This window comes from Ekhidna lutea, from assembly GCF_900188325.1.
Classification (GTDB): domain Bacteria; phylum Bacteroidota; class Bacteroidia; order Cytophagales; family Cyclobacteriaceae; genus Ekhidna; species Ekhidna lutea.
The window spans coordinates 608,566-632,897 of record NZ_FZPD01000002.1 but is presented as its reverse complement, the minus strand read 5'-3'; the positions used below and the strand labels follow the sequence as shown (position 1 = coordinate 632,897).

General features: G+C 40.6%; 31 protein-coding genes and 1 tRNA gene. 21 read left to right on the top strand and 11 right to left on the bottom strand.

Annotation, left to right across the window (positions count from 1 at the left end):
- Together mgtE and CHB71_RS06570 are read left to right on the top strand one after the other, a co-directional pair.
- Positions 1 to 1,365, top strand: a complete 1,365-nt coding sequence (mgtE, locus tag CHB71_RS06575) for a magnesium transporter (RefSeq protein ID WP_089356098.1) — start codon at positions 1 to 3, stop codon at positions 1,363 to 1,365.
- Complete coding sequence (locus CHB71_RS06570) at positions 1,362 to 2,297, top strand: NAD(P)-dependent oxidoreductase (RefSeq protein WP_089356097.1); 936 nt, start codon at positions 1,362 to 1,364, stop codon at positions 2,295 to 2,297. The genes mgtE and CHB71_RS06570 overlap by 4 nt, the downstream gene beginning before the upstream one ends.
- A 1-nt stretch (position 2,298) precedes the next feature.
- Here CHB71_RS06570 and CHB71_RS06565 read toward each other — a convergent pair whose 3' ends face one another.
- The gene (locus CHB71_RS06565) at positions 2,299 to 2,829 is read right to left on the bottom strand and encodes a hypothetical protein (RefSeq protein WP_089356096.1); all 531 of its coding nucleotides are present in this window, start codon (positions 2,827 to 2,829) and stop codon (positions 2,299 to 2,301) included.
- A 330-nt stretch (positions 2,830 to 3,159) separates the two neighbouring features.
- On the opposite strand from CHB71_RS06565, the gene greA reads away from it, so the two are divergent.
- The 5 genes from greA to CHB71_RS06540 all read left to right on the top strand — a co-directional run bounded on the left by greA (position 3,160) and on the right by CHB71_RS06540 (position 8,297).
- Positions 3,160 to 3,630: a transcription elongation factor GreA gene (gene greA, locus CHB71_RS06560; RefSeq protein ID WP_407918763.1), complete on the top strand. Its 471-nt coding sequence runs from the start codon at positions 3,160 to 3,162 to the stop codon at positions 3,628 to 3,630.
- Positions 3,630 to 4,025, top strand: a complete 396-nt coding sequence (locus CHB71_RS06555; RefSeq protein ID WP_089356095.1) for an HIT family protein — start codon at positions 3,630 to 3,632, stop codon at positions 4,023 to 4,025. The genes greA and CHB71_RS06555 overlap by 1 nt, the downstream gene beginning before the upstream one ends.
- Positions 4,026 to 4,109: 84 nt before the next feature.
- On the top strand, positions 4,110 to 4,292 hold the full coding sequence (locus tag CHB71_RS06550; protein WP_089356094.1) for a hypothetical protein: 183 nt from the start codon (positions 4,110 to 4,112) through the stop codon (positions 4,290 to 4,292).
- A gap of 138 nt (positions 4,293 to 4,430) precedes the next feature.
- Positions 4,431 to 6,404: a DUF3857 domain-containing protein gene (locus CHB71_RS06545; protein ID WP_089356093.1), complete on the top strand. Its 1,974-nt coding sequence runs from the start codon at positions 4,431 to 4,433 to the stop codon at positions 6,402 to 6,404.
- Between the two features lie 6 nt (positions 6,405 to 6,410).
- On the top strand, positions 6,411 to 8,297 hold the full coding sequence (locus tag CHB71_RS06540; RefSeq protein ID WP_089356092.1) for a DUF3857 domain-containing protein: 1,887 nt from the start codon (positions 6,411 to 6,413) through the stop codon (positions 8,295 to 8,297).
- Positions 8,298 to 8,349: 52 nt separating this feature from the next.
- Here CHB71_RS06540 and CHB71_RS06535 read toward each other — a convergent pair whose 3' ends face one another.
- The 5 genes from CHB71_RS06535 to CHB71_RS06515 all read right to left on the bottom strand — a co-directional run bounded on the left by CHB71_RS06535 (position 8,350) and on the right by CHB71_RS06515 (position 11,603).
- The gene (locus tag CHB71_RS06535; protein WP_089356091.1) at positions 8,350 to 9,177 is read right to left on the bottom strand and encodes a putative zinc-binding metallopeptidase; all 828 of its coding nucleotides are present in this window, start codon (positions 9,175 to 9,177) and stop codon (positions 8,350 to 8,352) included.
- A gap of 67 nt (positions 9,178 to 9,244) precedes the next feature.
- On the bottom strand, positions 9,245 to 9,763 hold the full coding sequence (locus tag CHB71_RS06530) for a hypothetical protein (RefSeq protein ID WP_089356090.1): 519 nt from the start codon (positions 9,761 to 9,763) through the stop codon (positions 9,245 to 9,247).
- The gene (locus CHB71_RS06525; protein ID WP_089356089.1) at positions 9,763 to 10,368 is read right to left on the bottom strand and encodes a hypothetical protein; all 606 of its coding nucleotides are present in this window, start codon (positions 10,366 to 10,368) and stop codon (positions 9,763 to 9,765) included. The genes CHB71_RS06530 and CHB71_RS06525 overlap by 1 nt, the downstream gene beginning before the upstream one ends.
- A gap of 1 nt (position 10,369) precedes the next feature.
- Entirely contained in the window at positions 10,370 to 10,975 is a 606-nt protein-coding gene (locus tag CHB71_RS06520) for a hypothetical protein (RefSeq protein ID WP_089356088.1), read from the bottom strand.
- A 1-nt stretch (position 10,976) separates the two neighbouring features.
- Positions 10,977 to 11,603, bottom strand: a complete 627-nt coding sequence (locus tag CHB71_RS06515) for a hypothetical protein (protein WP_089356087.1) — start codon at positions 11,601 to 11,603, stop codon at positions 10,977 to 10,979.
- A 422-nt stretch (positions 11,604 to 12,025) separates the two neighbouring features.
- Between CHB71_RS06515 and CHB71_RS06510 the strand changes: the two genes are divergently transcribed.
- Both CHB71_RS06510 and CHB71_RS06505 read left to right on the top strand, forming a co-directional pair.
- Positions 12,026 to 12,277 carry a prevent-host-death protein gene (locus tag CHB71_RS06510; protein ID WP_089356086.1) on the top strand — a complete coding sequence of 84 codons (252 nt, stop codon included), beginning with the start codon at positions 12,026 to 12,028 and terminating at the stop codon, positions 12,275 to 12,277.
- Positions 12,274 to 12,552, top strand: coding sequence for a Txe/YoeB family addiction module toxin (locus tag CHB71_RS06505; protein ID WP_089356085.1), 279 nt, complete (start codon positions 12,274 to 12,276; stop codon positions 12,550 to 12,552). Before CHB71_RS06510 ends, CHB71_RS06505 begins: the two co-directional genes overlap by 4 nt.
- A 110-nt stretch (positions 12,553 to 12,662) precedes the next feature.
- Here CHB71_RS06505 and ruvC read toward each other — a convergent pair whose 3' ends face one another.
- Entirely contained in the window at positions 12,663 to 13,217 is a 555-nt protein-coding gene (ruvC, locus tag CHB71_RS06500) for a crossover junction endodeoxyribonuclease RuvC (protein WP_262485922.1), read from the bottom strand.
- Positions 13,218 to 13,239: 22 nt separating this feature from the next.
- On the opposite strand from ruvC, the gene CHB71_RS06495 reads away from it, so the two are divergent.
- From CHB71_RS06495 to CHB71_RS06440, 12 genes are all read left to right on the top strand, one after another.
- On the top strand, positions 13,240 to 14,316 hold the full coding sequence (locus CHB71_RS06495) for a lysylphosphatidylglycerol synthase transmembrane domain-containing protein (RefSeq protein WP_089356084.1): 1,077 nt from the start codon (positions 13,240 to 13,242) through the stop codon (positions 14,314 to 14,316).
- A gap of 9 nt (positions 14,317 to 14,325) precedes the next feature.
- Complete coding sequence (locus CHB71_RS06490; protein ID WP_089356083.1) at positions 14,326 to 15,435, top strand: glycosyltransferase; 1,110 nt, start codon at positions 14,326 to 14,328, stop codon at positions 15,433 to 15,435.
- Positions 15,432 to 15,686 carry a hypothetical protein gene (locus CHB71_RS06485; protein ID WP_089356082.1) on the top strand — a complete coding sequence of 85 codons (255 nt, stop codon included), beginning with the start codon at positions 15,432 to 15,434 and terminating at the stop codon, positions 15,684 to 15,686. Before CHB71_RS06490 ends, CHB71_RS06485 begins: the two co-directional genes overlap by 4 nt.
- Positions 15,683 to 16,870 carry a PP2C family protein-serine/threonine phosphatase gene (locus CHB71_RS06480; protein WP_089356081.1) on the top strand — a complete coding sequence of 396 codons (1,188 nt, stop codon included), beginning with the start codon at positions 15,683 to 15,685 and terminating at the stop codon, positions 16,868 to 16,870. Before CHB71_RS06485 ends, CHB71_RS06480 begins: the two co-directional genes overlap by 4 nt.
- On the top strand, positions 16,867 to 17,487 hold the full coding sequence (locus CHB71_RS06475; protein ID WP_089356080.1) for a polysaccharide deacetylase family protein: 621 nt from the start codon (positions 16,867 to 16,869) through the stop codon (positions 17,485 to 17,487). The genes CHB71_RS06480 and CHB71_RS06475 overlap by 4 nt, the downstream gene beginning before the upstream one ends.
- The gene (locus CHB71_RS06470) at positions 17,484 to 18,254 is read left to right on the top strand and encodes a TatD family hydrolase (protein WP_089356079.1); all 771 of its coding nucleotides are present in this window, start codon (positions 17,484 to 17,486) and stop codon (positions 18,252 to 18,254) included. The genes CHB71_RS06475 and CHB71_RS06470 overlap by 4 nt, the downstream gene beginning before the upstream one ends.
- A gap of 5 nt (positions 18,255 to 18,259) precedes the next feature.
- Complete coding sequence (locus CHB71_RS06465) at positions 18,260 to 19,321, top strand: asparaginase (RefSeq protein WP_089356078.1); 1,062 nt, start codon at positions 18,260 to 18,262, stop codon at positions 19,319 to 19,321.
- A 91-nt stretch (positions 19,322 to 19,412) separates the two neighbouring features.
- Positions 19,413 to 19,500, top strand: a tRNA-Ser gene (locus CHB71_RS06460).
- Positions 19,501 to 19,642: 142 nt separating this feature from the next.
- On the top strand, positions 19,643 to 20,479 hold the full coding sequence (locus CHB71_RS06455) for a MotA/TolQ/ExbB proton channel family protein (protein WP_089356077.1): 837 nt from the start codon (positions 19,643 to 19,645) through the stop codon (positions 20,477 to 20,479).
- 19 nt (positions 20,480 to 20,498) lie between these two features.
- Entirely contained in the window at positions 20,499 to 20,801 is a 303-nt protein-coding gene (locus CHB71_RS06450; protein WP_089356076.1) for a hypothetical protein, read from the top strand.
- The gene (locus CHB71_RS06445) at positions 20,801 to 21,421 is read left to right on the top strand and encodes an ExbD/TolR family protein (RefSeq protein ID WP_089356075.1); all 621 of its coding nucleotides are present in this window, start codon (positions 20,801 to 20,803) and stop codon (positions 21,419 to 21,421) included. The genes CHB71_RS06450 and CHB71_RS06445 overlap by 1 nt, the downstream gene beginning before the upstream one ends.
- A gap of 8 nt (positions 21,422 to 21,429) precedes the next feature.
- Positions 21,430 to 21,891, top strand: a complete 462-nt coding sequence (locus CHB71_RS06440; RefSeq protein WP_089356074.1) for an ExbD/TolR family protein — start codon at positions 21,430 to 21,432, stop codon at positions 21,889 to 21,891.
- A gap of 57 nt (positions 21,892 to 21,948) precedes the next feature.
- Here CHB71_RS06440 and CHB71_RS06435 read toward each other — a convergent pair whose 3' ends face one another.
- The 4 genes from CHB71_RS06435 to tsaD are packed head-to-tail and all read right to left on the bottom strand — an operon-like array spanning position 21,949 to position 24,330.
- Positions 21,949 to 22,299: a hypothetical protein gene (locus CHB71_RS06435; protein ID WP_089356073.1), complete on the bottom strand. Its 351-nt coding sequence runs from the start codon at positions 22,297 to 22,299 to the stop codon at positions 21,949 to 21,951.
- A gap of 24 nt (positions 22,300 to 22,323) precedes the next feature.
- The gene (locus CHB71_RS06430) at positions 22,324 to 22,836 is read right to left on the bottom strand and encodes an HNH endonuclease (RefSeq protein ID WP_089356072.1); all 513 of its coding nucleotides are present in this window, start codon (positions 22,834 to 22,836) and stop codon (positions 22,324 to 22,326) included.
- 1 nt (position 22,837) lies between these two features.
- Complete coding sequence (gene smpB / locus CHB71_RS06425; protein ID WP_089356071.1) at positions 22,838 to 23,305, bottom strand: SsrA-binding protein SmpB; 468 nt, start codon at positions 23,303 to 23,305, stop codon at positions 22,838 to 22,840.
- 23 nt (positions 23,306 to 23,328) lie between these two features.
- The gene (gene tsaD, locus CHB71_RS06420; protein WP_089356070.1) at positions 23,329 to 24,330 is read right to left on the bottom strand and encodes a tRNA (adenosine(37)-N6)-threonylcarbamoyltransferase complex transferase subunit TsaD; all 1,002 of its coding nucleotides are present in this window, start codon (positions 24,328 to 24,330) and stop codon (positions 23,329 to 23,331) included.
- Positions 24,331 to 24,332: the final 2 nt, after the last annotated feature.

Below are 24,332 nucleotides of genomic sequence, written 5' to 3'. Positions count from 1 at the left end.
ATGGAGGCAGCAATGACTTTTGAGTTATCCGTTGAATTCAAAGATCGCTTTCAGCAAGCGCTCGATGAGAAGGATAGTGCATTTATTAAGTCAAGCCTCGACGGTGTAAATCCTGCGGATATTTCTGCTTTACTAGATGAGTTTGATGCGGAAGAATGCAAATATGTGTTTGATCTGCTCACCCCCGAAACAGGCGCCCAAATCCTTGAAGATTTGGAAGAGGATGTTCGGGAGGAATTCATAAAAGAGTTTTCAGCTACGGACCTTGCCGCTTTTGTTGAATTAATGGACTCAGATGACGGAACAGACATTCTCTATGAAATGGGAGTGGCTGATCGTAATGAGGTGATACGCCAGATTGAAGATGAAGAGAAGGCCTCCAACCTGATGGAGCTTCTCGAATATGATGAGGATGTGGCGGGTGGTCTGATGGCGAAAGAGCTCATCAAAGCAAACCTAAATTGGAGCATTTCACAGTGTATTGAGGAGATTCGGCTGCAAGCCGAAAATGTGCAGAAAATCTACTCGGTATATGTAGTAGACGATCGTGAAAACCTGCTGGGTAAAGTAGGAATCAAGAATTTGATCCTGGGTAAGGCCGGGTCAAAAGTTGCGGATATCTATGATGATCAAATCATCTCGGTGGAAACATCTACCAGTGAAGAAGAGGTGGCCGCTATCATGCAGAAGTATGATTTGGAAGCTTTACCCGTAGTGAATGCCAGAGGGAGGTTAGTCGGACGTATTACCATTGATGATGTCATCGATGTGATTCGTGAAAATGCAGAAGAGGAAAGGCAACTGATGACAGGGGTAAGTTCAGACGTGGAGGAAGATGATACGGTATGGAAAATTTCTCGAGCTCGCCTGCCCTGGCTAATCATTGGTATGGTTGGTGGATTGGTAGGTGCTCAGTTTCTTGGGTTCTTTAGGGACGAAATTATCATAGTGCCGGCATTAGCTTTTTTCATACCACTTATTACTGCTTCAGGCGGAAATGTGGGTATCCAGTCTTCCTCAATAGTTGTGCAGAGTTTAGCCAATCCCAATGTCTTTGCGGACAGCATGTGGAAGCGTTTATTAAAAGTATTCTTTGTGGCTATAGTGAATGGAGCCATACTTTCATTGATGGTATTTGGAGCCGTCATTTTGTTTATGAGGGAGCAGCCTTTGGCAGCTACGGTTGCTATAGCACTCTTCGCTGTTGTACTTCTCGCTTCCTTTATGGGCACAATTACCCCTTTAGTGCTCAACCGAATTGGTGTTAATCCGGCGCTGGCTTCCGGTCCATTTATTACCACTACGAACGATTTGCTTGGTTTGGCTGTCTATTTCTCGATAGCACATGTATTATATAATTTATGAGTTCAACCAAACGCATTCTCATCGTTGATGACATGCATGAGTGTATACTTCCACTTCTAAAAGAAGCGGGGTTTGATCCTGTTTATCTGCCGGTGATTGATCGGGCAGGCATACTCGAGATCATTTCTCAATTCGAAGGATTGGTGATTCGAAGTAAAACGGCAGTAGACAGGGAGTTGATTGATGCAGGAACTAACCTGAAAATCGTGGCTCGGGCAGGTGCCGGTATGGATAAAGTAGATGAGGAATATCTGAAAGAAAAGGGGATCAAGGCAATTAATGCACCTGAAGGCAATAGAGATGCTTTGGCTGAACATACGCTTGGGATGTTATTGGCGCTGCTTCACAGCATACCATCGGCACATGAAGAAATCAGAAGTGGAATCTGGAATAGGGAAGGCAATCGAGGGATTGAGCTAAAAGGCAAAGTAGTTGGCATTTACGGGGTTGGTAATATGGGTATGTCTTTTGCCAGCAAGCTACGAAGTTTTGATTGTGAGATACTTGGGTATGATAAGTTCAAAGGTGAGTTTCCGGGAGGATTTATCAAAAATGTAGAGCTGGATGAGCTAATGGAACGAACAGAAATATTGAGTATCCATGTTCCATTATATGATGAAACCAGAAAGCTTTTTGATGAGGCTTATTTGCGCAGGTTCAAAAACCTGAAAGTTTTGCTGAATACAGCACGAGGTGAAATTCTGGATACAAAAGCGCTAATCAAAATGCTAGAGGCTGGTTCAATATATGGCGCTGGATTAGATGTTCTCGAGAATGAGAAGCTTGACACCTATTCTGATGAAGAGAAGGCTCAGTTAGATAAACTTTTATCTATGCCTAATGTGCTTCTTACTCCTCACGTAGGCGGGTGGACGTATGAATCCTACCAGCGAATCAGTGAGGTAATTGTTGAAAAAATCAAGGAAGATTGATTCAAATCAGCCAGCTAATGGCGTCCTCTACATTGTTAAATTTTTTTATTTTAAGTTTTGGCATAACCAATCGAATCACTCCCTCAATAAGGTTACTGAATATGATTCCCTTTATGGATTTCGCATTGATCAGAGCCAATTTGTCAACTGAATCGGATAGTTTCTTAGCTCGAGACTTAATAAAACTCTTAATCCAGATTGTTGCTTCTGAATCAAACTCAAGTAGACCTGACTGATTTAGAATTACTTTGCTGTATTTATTGTACTCTACATAATCTCCTCCAAGACCTACGAGTTGCTGAGCCTTTTCAATGTCAACGACCCCATTCCAGTTAATCCTACAAATTCCAAGATTTTTGTTTGTATCAAATGTATTTCCATCAAGGTCCTTGATGACTTTGAAATCTAAACCATTCGAGAATTTCTCATCGTTCGATTTTGAATTGGAAATAATAGGATGATTTTCTTGTTTATAAGTTTTAAATGCGTTGGAATGATTATAAAATTGGTCTCCTAAATAAGAAATATTCATGGCAGTATTAATTAGTGGTAGAACAATATTACGTTGTATCAATGGAGGTTATTTTTTCTTACGACAGAAATACCCAAACTGAGTGATGAACTGTGGTTAATTAACGATATGCTATTTTGGATAAAATTGACCTTAATAGGGTAGATAGAATAATTAGGAGATTTCAATATAATTATTTTAAGTTTTTCCACTATCGAGTGGTATCCAAATTGATTTAGCTATTTGACATCACTTTATCATTGATGTATATTTGCGACTGAAATAAGAAAACACAAGGAAACGGCTTCACTATGAGGCCGTTATTTTTTGTTTAAAGGGGTAAGAACAATTATGGCAGTTAATTACTACACAAAGGAAGGACTTGATAAGCTCAAAGCAGAATTGAACGAGCTTAAGACCAAGGGAAGAGCGGATATGGCAAAGCAAATTGCGGAAGCTCGTGATAAAGGAGACTTGAGTGAAAACGCTGAATATGATGCAGCTAAAGAAGCACAGGGACTTTTGGAATTGAAGATTTCAAAGTTAGAAACGGTGGTTGGTGATGCGCGTGTAATTGATGAGTCTACCATAGATACATCTAAAGTGTCCATCCTTTCTACTGTTAAGATCAAGAATAAGAAAACCAAAATGGAGGTCAAGTATCAGTTGGTTGCTGAAGAAGAAGCTGATCTGAAAAACGGTAAGATTTCCGTTCAGTCCCCAATCGGAAAAGGACTACTTGGAAAGAAAAAAGGTGAAAAGGCAGTAATTAAGGTGCCTGCCGGCGATATGGAATTCGAAATCCTGGACATCACAGTCTAATGGCCAGTATTTTTACAAAAATCATTGAAAGAGAAATTCCTGCACACATCGTAGCAGAGGATGATAACTATCTTGCATTTCTTGACATCAATCCATTGGTGGAAGGTCACACCCTGGTGATCCCAAAGAAAGAGGTAGACTATATTTTTGATTTGGATGATGATACCCTGGCCGGACTTCACCTGTTTGCAAAGAAAGTGGCTGCCGGAATTGAAGAGGTGATAGATTGTGAGCGAATAGGTGTGACAGTGATGGGGCTGGAAGTGCCGCATGCGCACGTTCATTTGATCCCCATGCAAACCATGGACGACATGAACTTTGCCAACATGAAGCTTTCACCGAGCAAAGAAGAAATGGCAGAAACTGCTAAGAAGATCAGCAAGGCGATTAAGTAATTAAAGCTATTTTTAGGAATAAGATATTGACCCACCGGAAGGTGGGTTTTTTTGTTTTAATTACCTCACATTAATTTACCCACCATGGATGCAGCAATGATCAAAAAAATAGATGAGGTTCGTTCACTTCTAACCGATCCGGGAGAATTTGATAAAGTAGTTGCTAAATACGAAGCTGACCCTTGCGAAGAGACCCTTAGAGCTGTCATTGATCAGATGACTGTTGAGATTGCAAAGGGGCGTGTGAAGGGTATGGAGAAAGAGTAGTTATTAGAATTGAACCCACCTGAAGGTGGATTTTTCAATTTTACGATATACCCAAAATCTGGTAATTTTTGGTATATACCGCCATTAAGTAGCACAATTTAGCTGATCCTTTTATTTTAGCCACCTAAACCTAGTACTATGAAGAACCTAATTAGCCTATTCACCCTATTCTTTTTATTTCATGTTTCAATAGCTCAAGATATTAATTCCCGATGGGGAAAGGTATCGAAGGAAGAGCTTCAAATGACGCAATGCCCCTTTGACTCCACCGCAGATGCAATGGTCCTATCAAAAACAGGAGAGCTTACCTTCAGTTATAGCGATGAAAAGGGATGGCGATACTCAATAGAGGTCACAAAGCGAGTAAAAATCTTTAATGCTGACGGGAAATCTTATGGCGACATATCGATTAAGGTTTATGATCCTGTTTCCGGTAATAACCGTGAAGAGATAGCAGCTGTAAAAGGAGTTACCTATAACCTTGTTGGTGGAAAAATTGACAAAACGAAGTTGAGCAACGACATGGAGTTTGAGACGAGACTAAGTGACTATCGTTCAGAAACATCCTTTGCTATGCCTAATGTAAATGAAGGGTCTGTCATTGAATATAAGTATACGCTCACTTCCGACTACATTTCAAATTTGTATGAATGGCACTTTCAGGAAGAAATTCCTGTCAACTATGTAAAATATCGAATGACTGTTCCTGAATTTTTTATTTACAGTCATAATATGGTCGGAAATGTTATCTCTGTGGAAACTGAACAAAGCCGGAGAGATGAAACTATTACTTACATGTACACCCATATGGCTCAAGGTGCAGCTCCTACCAAGAAGCAGGCAACCATGAATTCGAACAGCTTTGTAAGTAAAATGGAAGCATCAAAAATTCTGGCCCTTCAAGATGAACCCATGATGAATAATAAGTCCAATCTGCCATCACGAATAGAATCTCAATTGATTGCTACAGATTTTCCAGGACAACATTATGAGTCGGTTGCACAAACATATGATGATTTTTCAAAAACACTCATTAGTAGATCTTCATTCGGGGGTATAATTAAACGCGGAGGATTTGCTAAAGAACAAATTGAAGCTCTTGGTGGAGAAGATGACGAGACTAAGATGGTGAAGCTGTATAACTGGCTAAGAGATGATATTACATTCAATAATGTTTATGGCTTCACAAGCGATAACGCTAAACGAAAACTAATTCAGAGTGGGGAAGGTACCGTAGCGGATATTAATTTAACGTTGGTCTCCGTACTTAGAGAAGCTGGTTTCGAAGCTCATCCTGTGATCTTAAGTACAAGGGGTAATGGGATACCCCACCCGGTTTATCCTAACTATGAAGATTTTAATTACGTGATTGCCTGCATTGTTAAAGATGACTACCTGATCTATGCAGATGCTGCCTCTAGCTTGCCTTTTGGTGTTTTACCCTCTCGTTGTTTAAATGGGAAAGGATGGTTAGTTAAGGAGGTTGGAAGCCAGTGGATTGACTTAAAAACAAATACCAGGGAATCTTATGTTGTTCAATCAGATATTTCTGTTTCAGAAGGAACCTTAAACAGAAAAACGCTAGTTAAGTTTGACGATTATGCACTTTACAGGCAAAGAGGTGCCTATTTAAAAGATAAGGAAGAATACAGTGAAAAATTGGCTAATAACTTCACCAGCGAAAATGTCACAGTTGATGTCGAAGACGAAGAAGGATTAAGGTTACAAATTGAATCGAGCAATGAACTTGGTGAGGATTTTATTTACCTGGATCCTTTTCAGTATGGTGTAATAAAAGAAAATCCGTTTAAAAGAGACACTAGGTTTTCCAACGTAGATTTTCCATACGGTTCATCAAGAAAAGTTATCGTCAATTTGGAGATACCTGAAGGATATACAATTGAAATACCGGAAGCAACAGCTATTGCATTGCCGAATGGTGGAGGTAGATTTGTTTATACAGTCCAAAAAAATGGTAACAGGGTAACAATCCTGAGCCAATTCCTATTGAAACAAACAATCTTTTCAGCGGAAGAATATCCGGTTTTAAAACAGTTTTATCAACTAATGGCTGATAAGAACTCAGAACCGGTGGTTTTACAAAAGATCTAGTAAGAGATGAGTCGGATCCTGATTTCATTCGTTTTTGCAGGCATATTTTTCTCTAGCCTTGGCCAGTATGATCTTTCAGCCTTGGAAGACTCCCTGATTCAAAACGCTAATGAGGTTATCGTATTTGACAGTACCCTGTTTTCTGTAAAGGATATTAATGAGTCTAAGCTTGTAAGAAAATACAAGGTTATTATTTTAAAAGATCCTTTAAATCAAGGCAAAGATCTTTACCTGCATCAGGATCAATTTAAAAATGTAGAGTTTGTCAATGTTACGGTCAGATCTTTAAATGGAAGCGTACGGGAAAAGCTGAAATTGAAGGATTTCAATGATGTGAGTCTTAAGGGATACAGTATGGCTTCCGATAGCAGGCTATTGTATCGGAATATTATTGAAAACGACCTTCCCTATGAAATAGAGGTTGATTATGAAGTCACCTATTCGGGATCCATGTTTTATCCAAAATGGCAACCGCAGGATGAAGATGTAGCTGTTATCTCGGCAGCCTTTACCGTCGAAAGTGAGCTTCCAAACTCATTTCGCTTCAAGTCTTTTAATGTTGATCCGGAAGTAGTTGAAGAAGGAAAAAAAGTTCATTGGCAGGTCACCAACCTCAAACCCTATAAAACGGAGTATTATACCTATGATGATGAATACTATGGTCCGGTTGTTTATACCGCTCCAAATCAATTTCAAATGGACTTTATCGAGGGGAATATGGACAGCTGGACCTCCTTTGGAGATTGGATTAGCCGGTTGAATGCCGGAAAGGATGATCTGGATAGTGCAGTATTAAATGAGATACAGTCTCTAATCCCTGGCGATGCAAGTGAACATGAAAAAGTCAAAATAGTGTATGATTATTTACAGGAGCGTACAAGGTATGTAAGTATTCAGCTTGGCATTGGTGGTTGGCAGCCATTCAGTTCCAACTTTGTTCATACGAACGGATATGGGGATTGTAAAGCATTATCTTTTTATACCAAATCACTGCTTGAACGAGTAGGAGTAGATTCCTATTACACGTTGATAAATGCTGGAAAGAATGCTTCTGATACCAAGAAAGATTTTCCCATGTCGAAATTCAATCATGCGATACTTACAGTACCCATGGCGAACGATACAGTTTGGCTGGAGTGCACCTCTCAAACGAACCCTTTTGGATATATGGGGAGTTTTACGAGCGATAGAAACGCTTTACTTATTAAGGAGCAGGGTAGTGAAATAATAAGAACAAAAAAGTATGCTCCGGCGGAAAGTAAAAAGGTATCAAAATATCAAATTAAGTTAAATCCCGATGGGATTGTAGCAATTGAGTTGAATAGGGTTTACACCGGACTAATGATCGAGGAAAATAGGTTTGATGACTTTTCGGTGGCTGATGATCAGGATCAGATAGATTGGTTTGTAGATAGGAGTGATTGGAGTTCAATGAACCTGGAGGACATAAAATTTGAGCCGCCAACAAATGAAATTGTTCCTGAAGGAAAGCTTAGTGCGACCTTTCAACTGAATAACGCAGTGAAAAAAGCCGGGAAAAGACTATTTGTACCTTTGCGTGGATTTCTAAACTCGGATGATTTGATAGTTGATAGAAGCACCAAACAGTATCCGTTTGAAATAGGATATGGTAAAACTTATTTAGATTCTCTGATTTTTGAAGTGCCGGTTGGCTATCATCTTGAATCAAACTACAGAGACATGAATATGAAAGGCGAGTATGGTTCGCTTGATTTTAGTGTCATTAAAGATGGGGAAAAGGTAATCATGGTTAGAAAGCTTGTGATTAATGCTGGTCTTCATGATCCATCTAAATATGCTGACTTTCAGGGTTTTGTTTCCGATGTAAAAAAGACCGAGGTTAGACAACTAGTGTTTGTAAATAAGACTTAAGGTTATTTCATCCTTCCGTAACTGAGCATATTCAGGTCTTGGGAACAACCTATTAATGCCCAACCATCACCTCCGTCCAGTAATTTTCAGTAGTTCCACTCAATTCATTCAATATCTCAATGGCTAGTTCTACTTTCTTTCTTAGCCGTTCATCTATTGGTAGCCATTTGAGCAGGTCACCCCGTTCCCGCTCGTTCATTATTAATGCAACGATCATGGCCCGATCTTCTTCTGCTCCGGTCATCGCATAATTGCCAATGAACCCTTCCCGAGGATGATTATGTGAAGTGAAATCAATGTTCTTGTAACGTTTATCAAACTGCATGACCCCACCATATCCATAGTTGAATTTTTTGGGATTGATTTTATTCCATTTCTTGTAGTATTTGTCCGCCTTTTGAAGGGAGTACTCGGCAAAATGATGCAGCTCATGATGAATCACATTGGCCATGTATGTCTCATCGTATAAGATCGGGTAGGAGGCTTCATACAGTAGTGTTTTGGATCTGTAATGGGGAATGGCACTACGTTTGGTTTCACCCACATAGAGCTTTTCACCCAGGGCAATGGCCTCAACTCCGTTTTTAACCAAATAGCCATCCGGATACTTTGATAATTCATTATCTAAAAAAATCAAATACTGATAAAGTACTGTATCTCTTGGCTGAGGGTGGAATGCATCACCTGGAATAATAACCGTAACATTTCCATGCTTATTTCTTTGCTCTAAAGGAGAAATACCTTGATGGATCACATCGATGGAATCAACCAGAATGTCAACTTGAAATTTGGCTTCAAAGTCAGCAATGGTCTGTCCCAGGTATTGTGCCTGTATAGTGCCGATGCAGGCTAGCGTAGCAATGATGAACCAACGCTTCATTTTTCGCCGGACGTTTTATCGATCAGTTCAAATTTTTCTTTGCCTATTTTTTCTTCCAGGTGTACGATTAAATCCAGCATATATGGGTGTTTTCTGATAGGTCTTTCTGCTGCTCGTCAGTAAATAGCTTCACCTCGTACGTATCCTGGCTCACATCCCGATAAGTGCGCTGATCTTTTTCGATCACTACCTTTCGTATGTCCGTGAAGGCAAAATGTGCCGTGCTTCCAAACGCCGGAACGAAATACACGGCTGTCTCATCAATGTAAATTTTTTCGACCTGGAAAAATCCAAAGAAAAGAGCCAATCCCAATAACAGGCCGATTAGGCATAGCACATCTACAAACCATCCCAGGTCATAGGCATAAAACATGATGGCCAACCACAGGAGTAGTGCGGAAACACCAAAGTGGAGGGCATAAGCTTCTCGAGACCAGCCATAGGAAAATCGCGTTTCTTGGAGGTTTTCTGATTTTCGATGTACATTTTTATTGGCTTTGTGAGCAAGAAAAATACTGAGCAGCACGTACATGGGTAATGCGTAAAGTAGGCTGGGGTAGAGGAAGTTGGCAACAAACTCCCGCATCACTGACTGTTTTCTTCAATTTCTTTAGGAGTCATGTCTTTCATCCTTTTTGCTCCGTGCTCGATTAGGCGCGCCTTCATACCATCCAATGAGTTTTTAAAAGCTGGATTCCCCTCCACCTCCCTGGTAGGCTTTTCTTCGGTAACATAGTAGAGGTAGTCCAGCAGGGTACCTTTTACTTCCAGGTAGTCGTTGATGATGCGAATTTTATTGATAGGTGCTTTAAAAACTCCTTCAGGATCATATAGCGTATATACCCAATTTTGTTCTTCATGGTAGAGCGCCATCATATCTAATGATCCGGTGATGCTTGAGGTGATTTTACAATAGACACACGCGTATTTTTCCTCCCAAATCTTCGCGAGCCACTCATGGGCTTCTTTTTTGGAAGGGAAGTCTGGATAGGGTGTTCCTTCAATGTCAAAAATTACCTCAAAAACTGCGGGAATGCCCCAATCATAAAAGTTAGGTAATTTACCACTTGTTGTTTCACAAAGGTCATTGATGTCTTGATCAGTAAGCCCCATCTCTTTCACCTTAGCGTTGGGGTCTTTTGTCTGACCGAAAAGGGTGCAGGGGAGAAGGAAAATAATTAGGTATTTCATATCACTGACTGTTTTCTTCAATTTCTTTAGGAGTCATGTCTTTCATCCTTTTTGCTCCGTGCTCGATTAGGCGGGCCTTCATACCATCCAATGAGTTTTTAAAAGCTGGATTCCCCTCCACCTCCCTGGTAGGCTTTTCTTCGGTAACATAGTAGAGGTAGTCCAGCAGGGTACCTTTTATTTCCAGGTAGTCGTTGATGATGCGAATTTTATTGATAGGTGCTTTAAAAACTCCTTCAGGATCATATAGCGCATATACCCAATTTTGTTTTTCATGGTAGAGCGCCATCATATCTAATGATCCGGTGATGCTTGAGGTGATTTTACAATAGACACAGGCGTATTTTTCATCCCAAATCTCCGCTAGCCACTCATGAGCTTCTTTTTTGGAAGGGAAGTCTGGATAGGGTTTGCCTTCATATCCATACATATATTCCATTATGGTGTAAATCCCCCAATCTGTCCTTTTTGGAATTTTTCCGATAGCAGCTTGGCAAAGCGTACTAATTTGATTTTCACTCAATCCCATCTCTTTCACCTTAGCATTTGGATCTATATCCTGAGCTATGAGGGAAATTGGGAGAAGTAGAATAATTAGGTATTTCATATCACTGGCTATTTTCTTCAATTTCTTCGGGTGTCATGTCTTTCATCCTTTTACCCCCATACTTGATGATTCGGGCTTTCATCCCATTGAGTGAATCTTCAAAGGAAGGATTTTTCTCAACCTCACGAGTAGGTCGCTCCTCTGTGACGTAGTATAAATAGTCCAACAAGGTGCCTTTCACCTCCAGGTAGTCATTAATGACGCGAATTTTGTTGATGCCTTTTGCCTTGAATGGCCCCTCAGGATCATATAGGATGTAGACCCATTTTTCCCAATTTCCGGTTTCATGATAAAGCCCCATCATATCCAAAGTCCCCGTTATAGAATCCGTAATCTCACAATAGACGCACGAGTACTTTTCTTCCCAGATCTTGTCCAGCCAATCGTGGGCTTCTTTTTTCGTAGGAAAGTCAGGGTATGGCTTACCTTCTACATCATAGATGATTTCAAAAACAGGAGGGACTTCCCAATCATAGTAATTAGGTAAATCGCCGACTGCAGCATTACAAAGATCAGCTATGTCGGTCTCAGTTAGTCCCATTGCCTTCGCTTTAGCATTGGGGTCCTCTGTCTGAGCGGTTATGAAAAAAGGTAGAAATAGAATGAAATAACTAGCAAGTATTTTCATGGCTGTTGGTGACTGGGTGTTAGACTAATTTACAAAATATCTCTCACACCCATTTGGTTGAGGAGTGATACATCCGGATTATTGAAAAATTTAAATTGAGCTTTTTGGCAGCTAAAGTCAATACCTATCAAAGGGTAATTGATCAAAAGTCGTCCCACGACTCCAAGTCGTAGGACGACTGATGCTGCTTGTTATAATTCAATGCCGTTGAGTTAAGAAAAATTTTCAGCAATTTGATTAAACCCCTGACCCCTAAAGGGGAATGACTCAAACCTGTAAGTCATCCCTTTAGGGACTGAGGGTAAGAAAGTCTTAACTAAACGGCATATGATCCGCGAGCTAGCATGAATCTGTTACAAATTTGGAACATATCACTTTTTTATTTCGTATATTTGTACCATTGTGGTACACAAATTAAAATCATGTTAGTAATAAGTAGCAGAGAGTTTAGACAAAATCAAAAGATGTATTTTGAAAAAGCAGATAAAGGAGAGCAGATTATTGTTCAACGGGGAAAAGATAGAGCATATGCCCTTACTCCTGTAGGAGAGGAAGATCTTTACTTCAATGCTGAAATGGTAGAACGGATAAAGGACAGCCTGAGACAGGTTGAAGCAGGTAAGACTAAGAAGGTTTCTTCTTCTCAAGAGATCAATGAGTTACTCGGTCTATGAGCTATACGTTAGAATTCTCAGATCAGGCATTGGAAGACATAGAAAAACACAAAAAGGCTGGAGATCAATCAATTTTAAAGAAGATACAACGATTACTTAACGAGCTAATGGAACATCCAAAAACAGGAACTGGGCAGCCTGAAATGTTAAAGCACGAATTGGCTGGTTTATACTCCAGGCGGATTAACAGAAAACATCGGTTGGTTTATGCTATCAAAGAAAGAGTAGTTACTGTATACGTATTAAGTGCCCATTCGCTTTGCGGAGATAAATGAAATTATACTCGAGGCGACTGAACCGTCCCGAAACCGCTAAATCCCCCTTTGAAGGGGGTGCGTTGGAGTTGTGTAATGGCAGGGGGATGTTGCTCACCTTTTACACCAGCTCACTTCACCCTCCCAGGATTATCAGAAATAAACGCTTTCCAGCTTTTCTTACCACCGCCTCCGAGCGGCGACTTGGAAGTATAATGATGACAAATCGCTACCGCAAGTGCATCCGTGGCATCCATAAGTTTGGGCGCATCTTCAAATTTCAACAGCATCTGGATCATATTGGCCACCTGCTCCTTGCTGGCATTGCCATTGCCGGTTACGGATTGCTTCACCTTTTTAGGGGCATATTCATGAATGGGCATATCTCTGTTCAGTGCGGCGGCCATTGCGACACCCTGCGCTCGTCCAAGCTTAAGCATGGACTGCACATTCTTTCCAAAGAAAGGAGCTTCCAGCGCGACTTCATCGGGTAGGTATTCTTTCAGGAGCTCCGTCACCCGATCAAAAATTTTCTTGAGTTTTATCTCATGGTTTTTATACTTGCTGAGATGGATTACCCCAAACTGGATAACGCTCATTTTTTCACCTTTGCAATGGATCAATCCATATCCCATTACATTCGTGCCCGGGTCTATTCCTAAAATGATTCGCTCTTTAATCGCCACAGATGCAAATTAGTGTCTTTGAATGAACTTAGGAAAAACGCTGCGAAAAGGAGGGCGGGTAAGAAAATTTGGCAGCACATTTAATTTTGTACGAGCTTTGAGTTTGTCACTTTTTTCAGTGGTTCGCCACCGCGGCAAGAAAAAAAGTGAAAGTAAACTTGAAGTCTCTTGTTACAAAAAATCAAAGGAGCAAATCGAAGAGTACAGACAATCTCATTTAAGTAAACCCTGGCTAATAGCATTCTTGAAGATTGCTTTATTAGTTACGTGTCTTTATTTCATCACAACCAAGTTCCAGGATCAATCAATAAACCTAAATGAAATCAAATGGCCGAAATCATTTGGACTTACCCTCGGTTTTGTCTTTTTCCTAATGATCTTGAACTGGTATCTGGAAGCTTTGCGCTGGAAGGTGTCTTTGCAAAGTTTCGATCCCATTTCAATCAGAAAAGCTTGGAATGTGATTCTGAGTGGCCTGGCATTAAACTGGGTGCTCCCACTCACTTCTGGTGACCTTATCGCTCGTATTTCTCAACAACGAGATAAGTATCAGACCACTTCGGCTGCTATCCTGAATAGGGGTATTATGCTTTTTTTTACGCTGGTTTTGGGACTGTATGGAGTTAGTCAGCTTGCCTTGGAGTACGAGATGAACGGCTGGTTTATATTAATCATCCTGTTTGGAATTCCACTGATAAGGTGGTTGTTCAAAAAGTCTGAAAATCGATTTCTAACCTACTTTAAGGAATTGCCCAGACAGCTTTTGATTCGAATCATTGGCATTTCCCTCTTGCGTTATCTGACTTTCGTGTTTCAGTTTTACTTACTCCTCACAGCATTCCTTCCGTTTCTTCCAGTCGATTCAATCATCGCCGGGATAGGTTGGATTTTCCTTATACGTACCGCACTGCCGCTGTTTTTCGGTGGAGTTGGGATACGGGAAGCTTCGGGCATCTTGTTTTTTGAGCCACTGGTGAATGACCTGCAGCTGGTGGTCATTCCAATTTTTCTCATCTGGGTCATCAATACGGTGATCCCCTCGCTTGTTGGATTAGTTTTTGTCTGGGGAATAAAGCTTACCTCAAATTATTCAGGTTAACATTGCGTGATGATGATCCTGATCACGGCTTTTACGTTACTTCATGTCCTCTTTTACCTGCGACTGGCTCAGGGGTGGAGGAAGATTCCTGTGGTGGAGAAAAGTGGGAATAAGATTTCATTTTCAGTAATTATCCCTGTCAGAAATGAGGCCACCAATATTCAGACTATTCTGAAGAATCTGGAAAGTCAGCACTATCCGAAAGAGCTATTTGAAGTGATTGTGATTGATGATTTTTCTGAAGATGACACTGCTCAGATTGTTAATCAGCTAATACCATCTCTCAATTTGAATCTACGGCTTGTGCAGCTTAGTGACCCAACAAAGCAGGGTAAAAAGCATGCCTTGACAGCTGGAGTAAAAGCAGCGAAGTATGAAACTATTCTCACCACCGATGCGGATTGTTGGTTTGGTGAAAGTTGGATTAGGTCATATAGCGATGCATTTGGCAAAGAGGTAAATATGGTTGCAGGGCCGGTGGCTATCGAGGGAAGAGGAATTTTCGCTCGATTGCAGCAGGTGGAGTTCGCAGGGCTGATTGGTTTTGGTGCGGTAACTATTTCAGAAGAAAACCCAAGCATGTGCAGTGGTGCAAACCTGGGATTTAAAAAGGCTGCTTTCGAGGAGGTAGGCGGCTATACCGATAACTTGTTTACTCCATCCGGTGATGATGAATTTCTGCTTTTCAATATCATGCGGAAGTTTCCGCATTCTACCATATTCCTTCAGTCTAAGGAGGCCGTAGTTTGTACTCCAGCACACTCAAAACTTCGTTCTTTCGTGAATCAACGAACCAGATGGACGAGTAAGTGGAAGTACAATAAAAACTGGAAGGTGAGAATAAGTGCCATCCTTTTTTTCCTTGACTACTTGATTTTTTATGGAGCAATTGCGGGAGCTATTTTGGGTATTGTTGATGATGTGTTCATTACAGGCATTGCAATTATGCGATTCTTAGTTCTTTTATTTTTTGTGTCTCCGGTGAACAGGTTCATGGGAGGTAGGAGCAGCTTCTTTCCTTTGCTACTCTTCCAAATTATTTATCCGTTGCACGTTTTATTCATGGGTATGAACTCTATCTTTGGTTCATACACCTGGAAAGGAAGGAAATACGGATGACAGACGCGGAGTTTGATATAATTGACGAGCTTTATTTCGTTACAGCCTACAAAGACTTAAAAGAAGCCATTGATTTGACGGACGAGGAGCTGGCTAAAAACCTGAGCGGGATGGCTAAGAAAGGATGGGTCAGGGTGTATAAGAATGTGGATGAGGAATCGGAGCTAGATCAACTGAACATGGAAAAGGACTACCAATCATATTTCTACCTTGCTTCCAAAAAAGGACTATTTAAACACAACACTCAGTGAAGGAAACTTCCATCGACATAAAAGATTTGCAACTCAATGCGCTGCTGGAAGTTACCCAGGCGGTTAACAATAACCTGCCTGAGGATGACCTGCTGAAAATTTACAAGTTCACCCTACTGGCAGATTTGAAGATCAATAAGCTTGCCCTATACACGCAACAGAATGAAAAATGGGTGTGTCGGGTAAATTTCGGAACGAAGAATAACCTGATCGGGAGCGAGCTGCCAAAGAAATATCAGGAGCTTGAAAACAAAATGGGTGTCACCGAAACCTCATTTGATGAGTTTGATTCAGTGTTTCCTGTTTATCATAAAAGCAAACTGCTGGCAGTCGTTTTCATTGAATCGGATTCAAAGCTTGGCGTACAAAATCGGTTCCTGAATGCACTCACAAATATCATTTTGGTGGCAATCGAGAATAAGCGACTGGCCAGACAGCAGATGGAACAGGAAGCGTATCGGAGAGAGCTGGAAATTGCGAAGAAGGTTCAAAACTTTCTCTTTCCGAAAGAACTACCTAAGATCGAGCGGTTGCAGATCGAAGCGTTCTATCTGCCGCACCATGATGTAGGTGGCGACTACTATGATTACATTCAGATAGATGAGAATAAGTTCCTAGCTTGTATTGCTGATGTGTCAGGGAAAGGTGTTCCGGCGGCTTTGCTAATGTCTAATTTCCAGGCTTCCCTGAGGGCGCTCGTTCGCCAAACGAAAAGTCTAGAAGAAATTGTGACTGAGCTCAACCACAGCACATTCGTGAGTGGAAATGCTGAGAATTTCATCACGTTTTTCGCCGGAATCTATGATTTCAAGACAAAGAAACTGGAATACATTAATTGTGGGCATAATGAGATCATTCTAAAGCATAACGATAAGATCGAGTTGCTGAATGATGGCACCACAGTGCTTGGGATGTTTGATCCTTTGCCTTTCATTGAGACAAAGCTTTTAGAAGGGTTGGATGAATTCTTTTTGTTTACCTACACAGATGGACTAACTGAAACGTTCAATGAGGCCGATGAAGCCTTTGAATTTGACCGACTGGTTGAGATCGTGAAAGGGGATTGCCCGGAAGATTTATCCGAGTTTCATAATCAAATTCTGAAAGCATTGAATGACTTTAAAGGTGCAAAGCCTTATCATGACGATATCACCATGCTTTCCTGCCGCATTCAAAACAAATGATTCGTTTTTTCAGGACACCTTGGATTGTAAGAAGTTGGTACCCTAATTTAACCTGGCGATTACCAACAGAGCGATCCATTTTTATAACTTTTGATGATGGACCTGATCCTGAAGTGACTCCCTGGGTTCTCGATGAACTAGATAAAGTGAATGGGAAAGGAACTTTTTTCTGTGAGGGAAGGCAGCTAGTGAAGTTTCCCGAATTAGCCCTGGAAATTACAAAAAGAGGTCATTCTATTGGCAACCATGGGTTTAATCACTTAAGCGGTTGGAGTACTCCTGATGAGGTTTACTTAAACGACATTAAAGCATGTGATACTATATTGAATGAAATCGGGGTTCAAAGTGATCTTTTTCGTCCTCCCTATGGTCGTATTAGAAAGCGACAAATTCATAGACTAGAAAATAAAAGAATCATTATGTGGACGTATGTATCCTATGATTTTGATTCAGGGGTAAGCCCTCATAACTCAATCAAACTATTGAAACAAGCTCAAACAGGCCATATCCTTGTATTTCATGATAGCCAGAAAGCCTTTAAAAATCTTCAGGTTATTCTTCCTGAAATCCTTACCCATTTCCAAGAAAAAGGATTGAAATTTGAAGCAATTAAATGATAGACACCCACGCACATATTTACCTCGAGCATTTTGATGAAGACAGAGATGCGGTTATCGAGCGAGCACTTGAAAAGGGCGTAAAAAGAATCCTTCTTCCAAATATTGATAGTACTTCCATTGACTCAATGCTGGCGCTTGAAGAAAAGTACCCGGACATCTGTTATCCAATGATGGGCCTTCATCCATGTTCAGTCAAAGAGGATTTTGAAAAGGAACTACAACTCGTTGAAGAATGGCTGAATAAGCGGAAGTTCCTGGCAATAGGAGAGATGGGCACAGATCTCTATTGGGACAAAACCTTCTGGGAGCAACAGAAAGAGGCTTTTCGTTTTCAATGTGATTTGGCGCTAAAGCATGAATTACCCATTGTGATCCATTGCAGAGAAACCATTGATGAAACCATTGACTTGGTTGCAGAATATGAAGGCAAGGGATTGAGAGGTGTTTTTCACTGTTTTACAGGGTCGGTAGATCAGGGAAAGAAGATAACTGACTTTGGTTTTTACATGGGGCTTGGAGGAGTCAGTACCTTCAAGAATGGAGGGATGGATCAGGTCATCCCACATCTTGATCGGACAAAAATTATTCTGGAAACAGACAGTCCATACCTCACTCCGGCACCTCATCGAGGCAAGCGAAATGAGCCGGCATATACTTCAATAATTGCCGAAAAGGTTGCTAGCTATTTAGAATTGTCAAAAGAAGCAGTGGATGAATTGACAACAGCTAATGCAAATGCGCTATTTTTCCCCTCTGAAAAATAACAGACTTGAAATACAAGATTGTAAATATCAATGACACGGGTGATCGATCCGTTCTTATCATTTATACCGGAGGTACTTTCGGTATGATTCAGGATGCAAGTGGGGCACTCGCACCATTCAATTTTGGGAAGGTGGTAGATCGAGTTCCTGAGCTTAGGCAATTGGGCATCAAGCTCACTGTCATCTCATTTCCCAAGCCCATTGATTCATCCAATATTGGACTACAGGACTGGAAAGATATGGCATATATCATTGAGGAAAATTATGCTCAATATGATGCTTTTGTGATTCTTCATGGTACAGATACCATGGCTTATTCTGCATCCATGTTGAGCTATATGCTCGTTGGGTTAAATAAGCCAGTGATATTTACCGGGGCTCAAATGCCAATAGGGTCAATTCGGTCAGATGCTCGCGAAAACCTAATCACTGCATTGGAAATTGCAGCAGCACATAATGAAGGTAGGCCAATTGTAAGCGAAGTGTGCGTCTATTTCAATTACATGTTACTACGAGGGTCACGTTCTCAAAAGATACGGAGTAGCACTTTTGCAGCCTTCGAGTCAGAAAACTATCCGGTATTAGCTGAAGCTGGAATTGAAATTGAATTTAATTATTCAGCTTTAAAGCCGTATGACCGTAAGTCCAAACTAAAGGTTAGTAACAACCTTAGTGATAAAGTGACAATTCTGAAAATATTCCCAGGTATCACTGAGACAGCAGTTAGGGCTATCCTTAGCGACGAGAACATTGAAGGTATTGTGTTAGAATCCTTTGGATCAGGTAATACAATGAAATCAAGTTGGTTTATCAAATGCCTAAGCGATTCAATTGATGAAGGGAAAACAATTCTAAATGTAAGCCAATGTATTGGTGGAGAAGTGGAGCAGGGTAGGTATGAGACAAGTAAAAAATTAAACGATATAGGGGTTTTAAGTGGCGGAGACATTACTACAGAGGCCGCAATTACTAAAATGATGTTTTTGCTGGGATCAAAGGATAAAACAGCACTTAAACATCAGTTAACTCATTCTCTGGCTGGAGAGATGGACTTAGTTGAAGAATGAATGTCATAGAATAACCTTGATGTTGGGATAAAACTTGCATAAAGGTATTTTTCATGATTTATTTGTAGCCCGTCAAAAAGTGGCGGACCACAGAGAGGTGGCCGAGTGGTCGAAGGCGCACGCCTGGAAAGTGTGTATACCCCAAAAGGGTATCGAGGGTTCGAATCCCTTCCTCTCTGCGATTTTGCAGAGTAAAGTCTGCGGAATTCGACAATTTTTGATGAGTGGTGCGAATTTTGTGGGAATGAAAATGCAAATTTGGATTTTACTAAAACTTAAATATTTAAACTAAACCGAAGACTTAACTTAGAAGACTGAATTATGAAAAAGTTATTGACTCTCTTAATGTTGGCAGGTGTATTCACCTTCAGTGCTACTGCTCAGGGTTTTTCTGACTCGGCAAATGATTCTACTGAAGTAGATTCCGCAGCTGTTGACTCAGCACAGGCCGAAGAAGTATACGAAGAGCCTGTAGAAGAAATCGCAGAGATTGTTGCTCCTGAAGAAGAAGCTGCTCCATCTAAAGGATTTCACCAGGTAGTAAAAGAACAGTTCATTGATGGTGGACCTACCTTTATGGGTATCGTTCTTGCGTGTTTGATTCTTGGACTGGCTATTGCTATTGAAAGAATCATTCACCTTAATATGGCATCTACCAATACTAAAAAGCTTCTTGCTGATGTTGAAGATGCATTGAATGCTGGTGGTGCAGATGCAGCTAAAGAAGTTTGCAGAAACACAAGAGGCCCGGTTGCTTCAATCTTTACACAAGGTCTGATGAGAATGTCTGAAGGAATCGAAATGGTTGAGAAGTCAATCATTGCTTACGGTTCAGTTGAAATGGGCAAACTTGAAAGAGGAATGATCTGGATCTCACTTTTCATCTCACTTGCTCCGATGCTTGGTTTCATGGGTACTGTAATTGGTATGATCGAAGCTTTCGATGCTATTGCTGAGGCTGGTGATGTATCCCCTGCTCTTGTGGCAAGCGGTATTAAAGTGGCACTTTTGACAACTGTTGGTGGTTTGATTGTGGCTGTAATTCTTCAGCTTTTCTACAACTACCTGGTTTCTAAAGTAGATTCAATCGTGAACAGCATGGAAGATGCATCTATCTCTTTGGTAGACCTTCTTGTGAAGCACAATCTTTCTAAGTAATCTAAAAATAGATTAGACTATGGTTGATGTAGGATTATTTATATCATATATACTCATTGGTGTTTGCTTGCTTACTGCGGTAGGTATGCCACTGGTGAAGGCGTTTGGAGACCCGGATTCGTTAAAGAAGATGGGAATGGGAGTTGGAGCATTAATTGTTGTTTTCCTTGTGTCATTCTTTTTGGCAGATGGAACTCCACAAGGAGATGCTTCTTCTACAACAGCAAAAATGGTAGGAGCTGGGTTAACCACCTTCTACATACTGGCAATCGGAGCGATTGGCGGAATTGTATACACAGAAATCAAAAAAGCAGCTGAATAATGGCGAGGAATAAAGAGAGAGGTACTCCGGAAGTGAGTTCTGGCTCTATGGCAGACATTGCCTTCCTTTTGCTCATTTTCTTCCTGGTAACAACCACGATAGCAAATGACAAGGGAATTCTAATGCAGCTGCCTCCTCCACCGGAAGATGATCAGCCTGAAATTGAATTTCAGGAGCGAAATATCTTTAAGATATTGGCTAACTCAAATGATCAACTATTGGTTGAGAACGAGCCATACAATAAGCCTATGTCGGAGTTGAAAGAAGAAGTCAAGGCATTTGTTTTAAACTTTGGTAATCCTGATCAGGAGGGTATTGATACATACAATAGCCTGCCTTCTCAGATGAAAGTCAAAGCAAAGCAAAGTCCGGAATCTTCTGATCACCCAAAAAAGGCAGTAGTTTCATTTAAAGCAAATAGAGGTACTAGCTACGAGCTTTACATAGATGTGTTGGATGCAGTACACGCTGCATACAACGAAATTTATGGTGAGCGTGTAGGTATCACATCTAAGGAATTTCTTGAGCTTGATCAAAGCAAGGACGTGGAGAAGAGAATGTATCAACAAGCAAGAGCTGGAATTCCTAAGGCGATCTCAATTGCAGAACCAGATAAATAAGGTGTACTATGTCGAAGTTTAAGAAAAAATCGAGCGCATCTCAGGATATACCAACAGCAGCATTGCCGGATATTATCTTTATGCTTCTATTCTTCTTCATGGTAACAACTGTGATGAGAGAGCAAGAGATTTTAGTAAAGCAATTACTTCCCAAAGCAGATCAACTTTCTAAGATCCAAAAGAAGTCATTGGTAAGTCATATCTACATCGGAGAACCAAAGAACATTGGTACGTACGGTGAAGAACCAAGGATTCAAACCAATGATGTTTTTATGGAGCCTGATGAATTGACACTATTTGTTAATCAGGAGAAAGACAAGCTGACTGAAGCAGAGAGGGATCGTATCACTATGGCGTTGAATATCGACTCAGAAGTGAAAATGGGTATTGTTTCCGATGTTGAACAAACATTGCGAAAATCAAATGCCCGAAAGATTCTGTACAAGTCTGTTAGAGGTGTAGATAAATAGAATAACTTTTTCAGAAATATATATTAAACCCAGGCATAAATTGTCTGGGTTTTTTGTTTAATCCTCTATCTGTTTTTTCTTCTCCTCTAGCCATTCCTCATATTCTTTTTTGGCATCATTGATTGCATCTTCCAGTTCTTTTTGAGTTGCTTTTCTGAGCTTATCCGCCTCATCAACCACTTTTCTTCGTTGTTTCTGCAGCTTCTTTAATGCGGTTTCAATGTCTCGTTTTGCATCTTCTGCAGCATCTTTAGAGTCTTTCTTTAATTCCTCTATTTGATCCTCAAGTTCTTTCTTTCGCTCCTCAAACCGTTCAAGTGCTTCTTCCCTTTCATTTTCTTTCTGGTTCTCAGAAGGATTGCAGGCAAAAGCAATCACACCCATTAAAATGATGGATAATCTTTTCATTCTTTTTTTGACTTAAAGTTAGTACTAGGCGCTAACTTTTTTCGGATTTAGATAAGGGGCCCAATCATCTCGAAAAGCACCATTGTTCATTCTTAGAAAAGTAAGATAATTAGGCTTTATGGGAGCTTTTGTCAGCTTCATGCCAACCTTCTCAAGGGTATAATCACTTTTCTTTGAGTTACATTTTTTGCATGCTGTCACCAGATTCGTCCAGGTGGACTTACCACCCCTGGATCGGGGCACCACATGATCAATTGTAAGGTCGCTGCTCGTACCGCAGTATTGACATTTCCCACCATCACGTTTGAAAATATTATGCCTACTCATAACTACACCCTTGTAGGGTATGGACACATAATACTTAATCTTTATTACGGAGGGGAATGGGAATGATTGAGTTACTGATCTAAGTTCTTTTTCTTTAATCTGAGTGATTAAATCAGCTTTCTTTAGGAACATGAGCATAAATGCTCGCTGTACTGAGCACACAGTTAGGGGAGTGTAGTCTTGATTGAGTATCAGTACAGTGTTCATCATATCAAATCTTCATTCGTTCGAGTTCTCTTTTTTGATCCTTCTTCTTAATGCTGTCTCTCTTGTCGTAAATTTTCTTTCCTTTAGCCAGAGCTATTTCTAACTTCGCTAAACCGCGGCTATTAATGTAAATGCGTACAGGAACTATCGTTAAGCCCTTCTCATCCATTTTAGATTTAAATTTCTCAAGTTCACGTTTCTTAAGTAGCAGTTTGCGATCCCTAGTCATTTCATGACTCTCAAAGCTAGCTTGTGAGTAAGGTGATATATTCATTCCTTTAATATAGAGTTCCTCTTTCTTGAAATAGCAGTAAGCCTCCTGAATGCTTGCCTTGCCTTCTCTCAATGATTTTATTTCAGTACCCTTGAGCATGATTCCAGCTTCTACCTTTTCTACAAATTCATACTCGTAGCTCGCTTTACGATTCTTTATTTGAACGTTGTTAGAAAACCTGCCCTTGTCCTTACTCATAGTTTAAATATATAATAGACTTCTTAAAATGGCATCCTGGGAAGCGGACTGTCAGTCAGCTTCCCAAATGCTTGTTCCTGAAAAAGTAGGTGACCGCTTATTGCGATCATGCCAGCGTTATCGGTGCAATATTGAAAGTCGGGAATAAATATGTCCCAACCTTTTTTTTGCGCTTCTTGTTCCAATCTTTCTCTAAGGCCACTATTTGCAGAGACGCCCCCGGCAATTGCAATCTGATTAATATTCTCTTGTTTGGCGGCTTTGATAAGTTTATCCATCAACATGGATATGAGTACTTTTTGAATACTTGCTGCCAGATCATTCAGGTTCTCATCAATGAAATTTTCATTTTTTCTGACCTCCTTTCTGAGAAAGTAAAGAATTGAGGTCTTAATCCCACTAAAAGAATAATCCAAATCAGGCATCTCAGATTCCGCAAAAGAGAATTTATTTTCATCTCCTTCTTTTGATAACTTATCGATCATGGGACCACCTGGGTAAGGAAGCCCCAATAGTTTAGCTGCTTTATCAAAAGCTTCACCTACTGCATCATCCTGTGTTTGGCCAAGGATATTCATTTCGGTAGGACTGTTCACACGCAAGATTTGTGTGTGACCTCCGCTTACGGTCAGGCATATGAAAGGATAGGTTGGTTTGGGGTCATCGATGAAGTGCGCAAGCACATGAGCTTTCATATGGTGGACCGGTATCAGCGGAATATCAAGTGAACTTGCCATTGCTTTTGCAAAACTTGATCCTATTAATAAGGCTCCAAGTAGTCCTGGCCCTCTGGTGTAGGCAATCCCATCTAAGTCTTTTACGTTAATACCGGCGTGGGTAAGCACATGATTGACAACTGGCACGATATTTCTCTGATGCTCTCTGGAAGCAAGCTCAGGAACGACACCTCCGTACTGCTCATGTATATCTTGTCCGGCAATCTCATTATTGATTACTTTGCCGTCGATACAGACAGATGCTGAAGTTTCGTCACAAGAAGACTCTATACCTAGAATAATTGCCACTG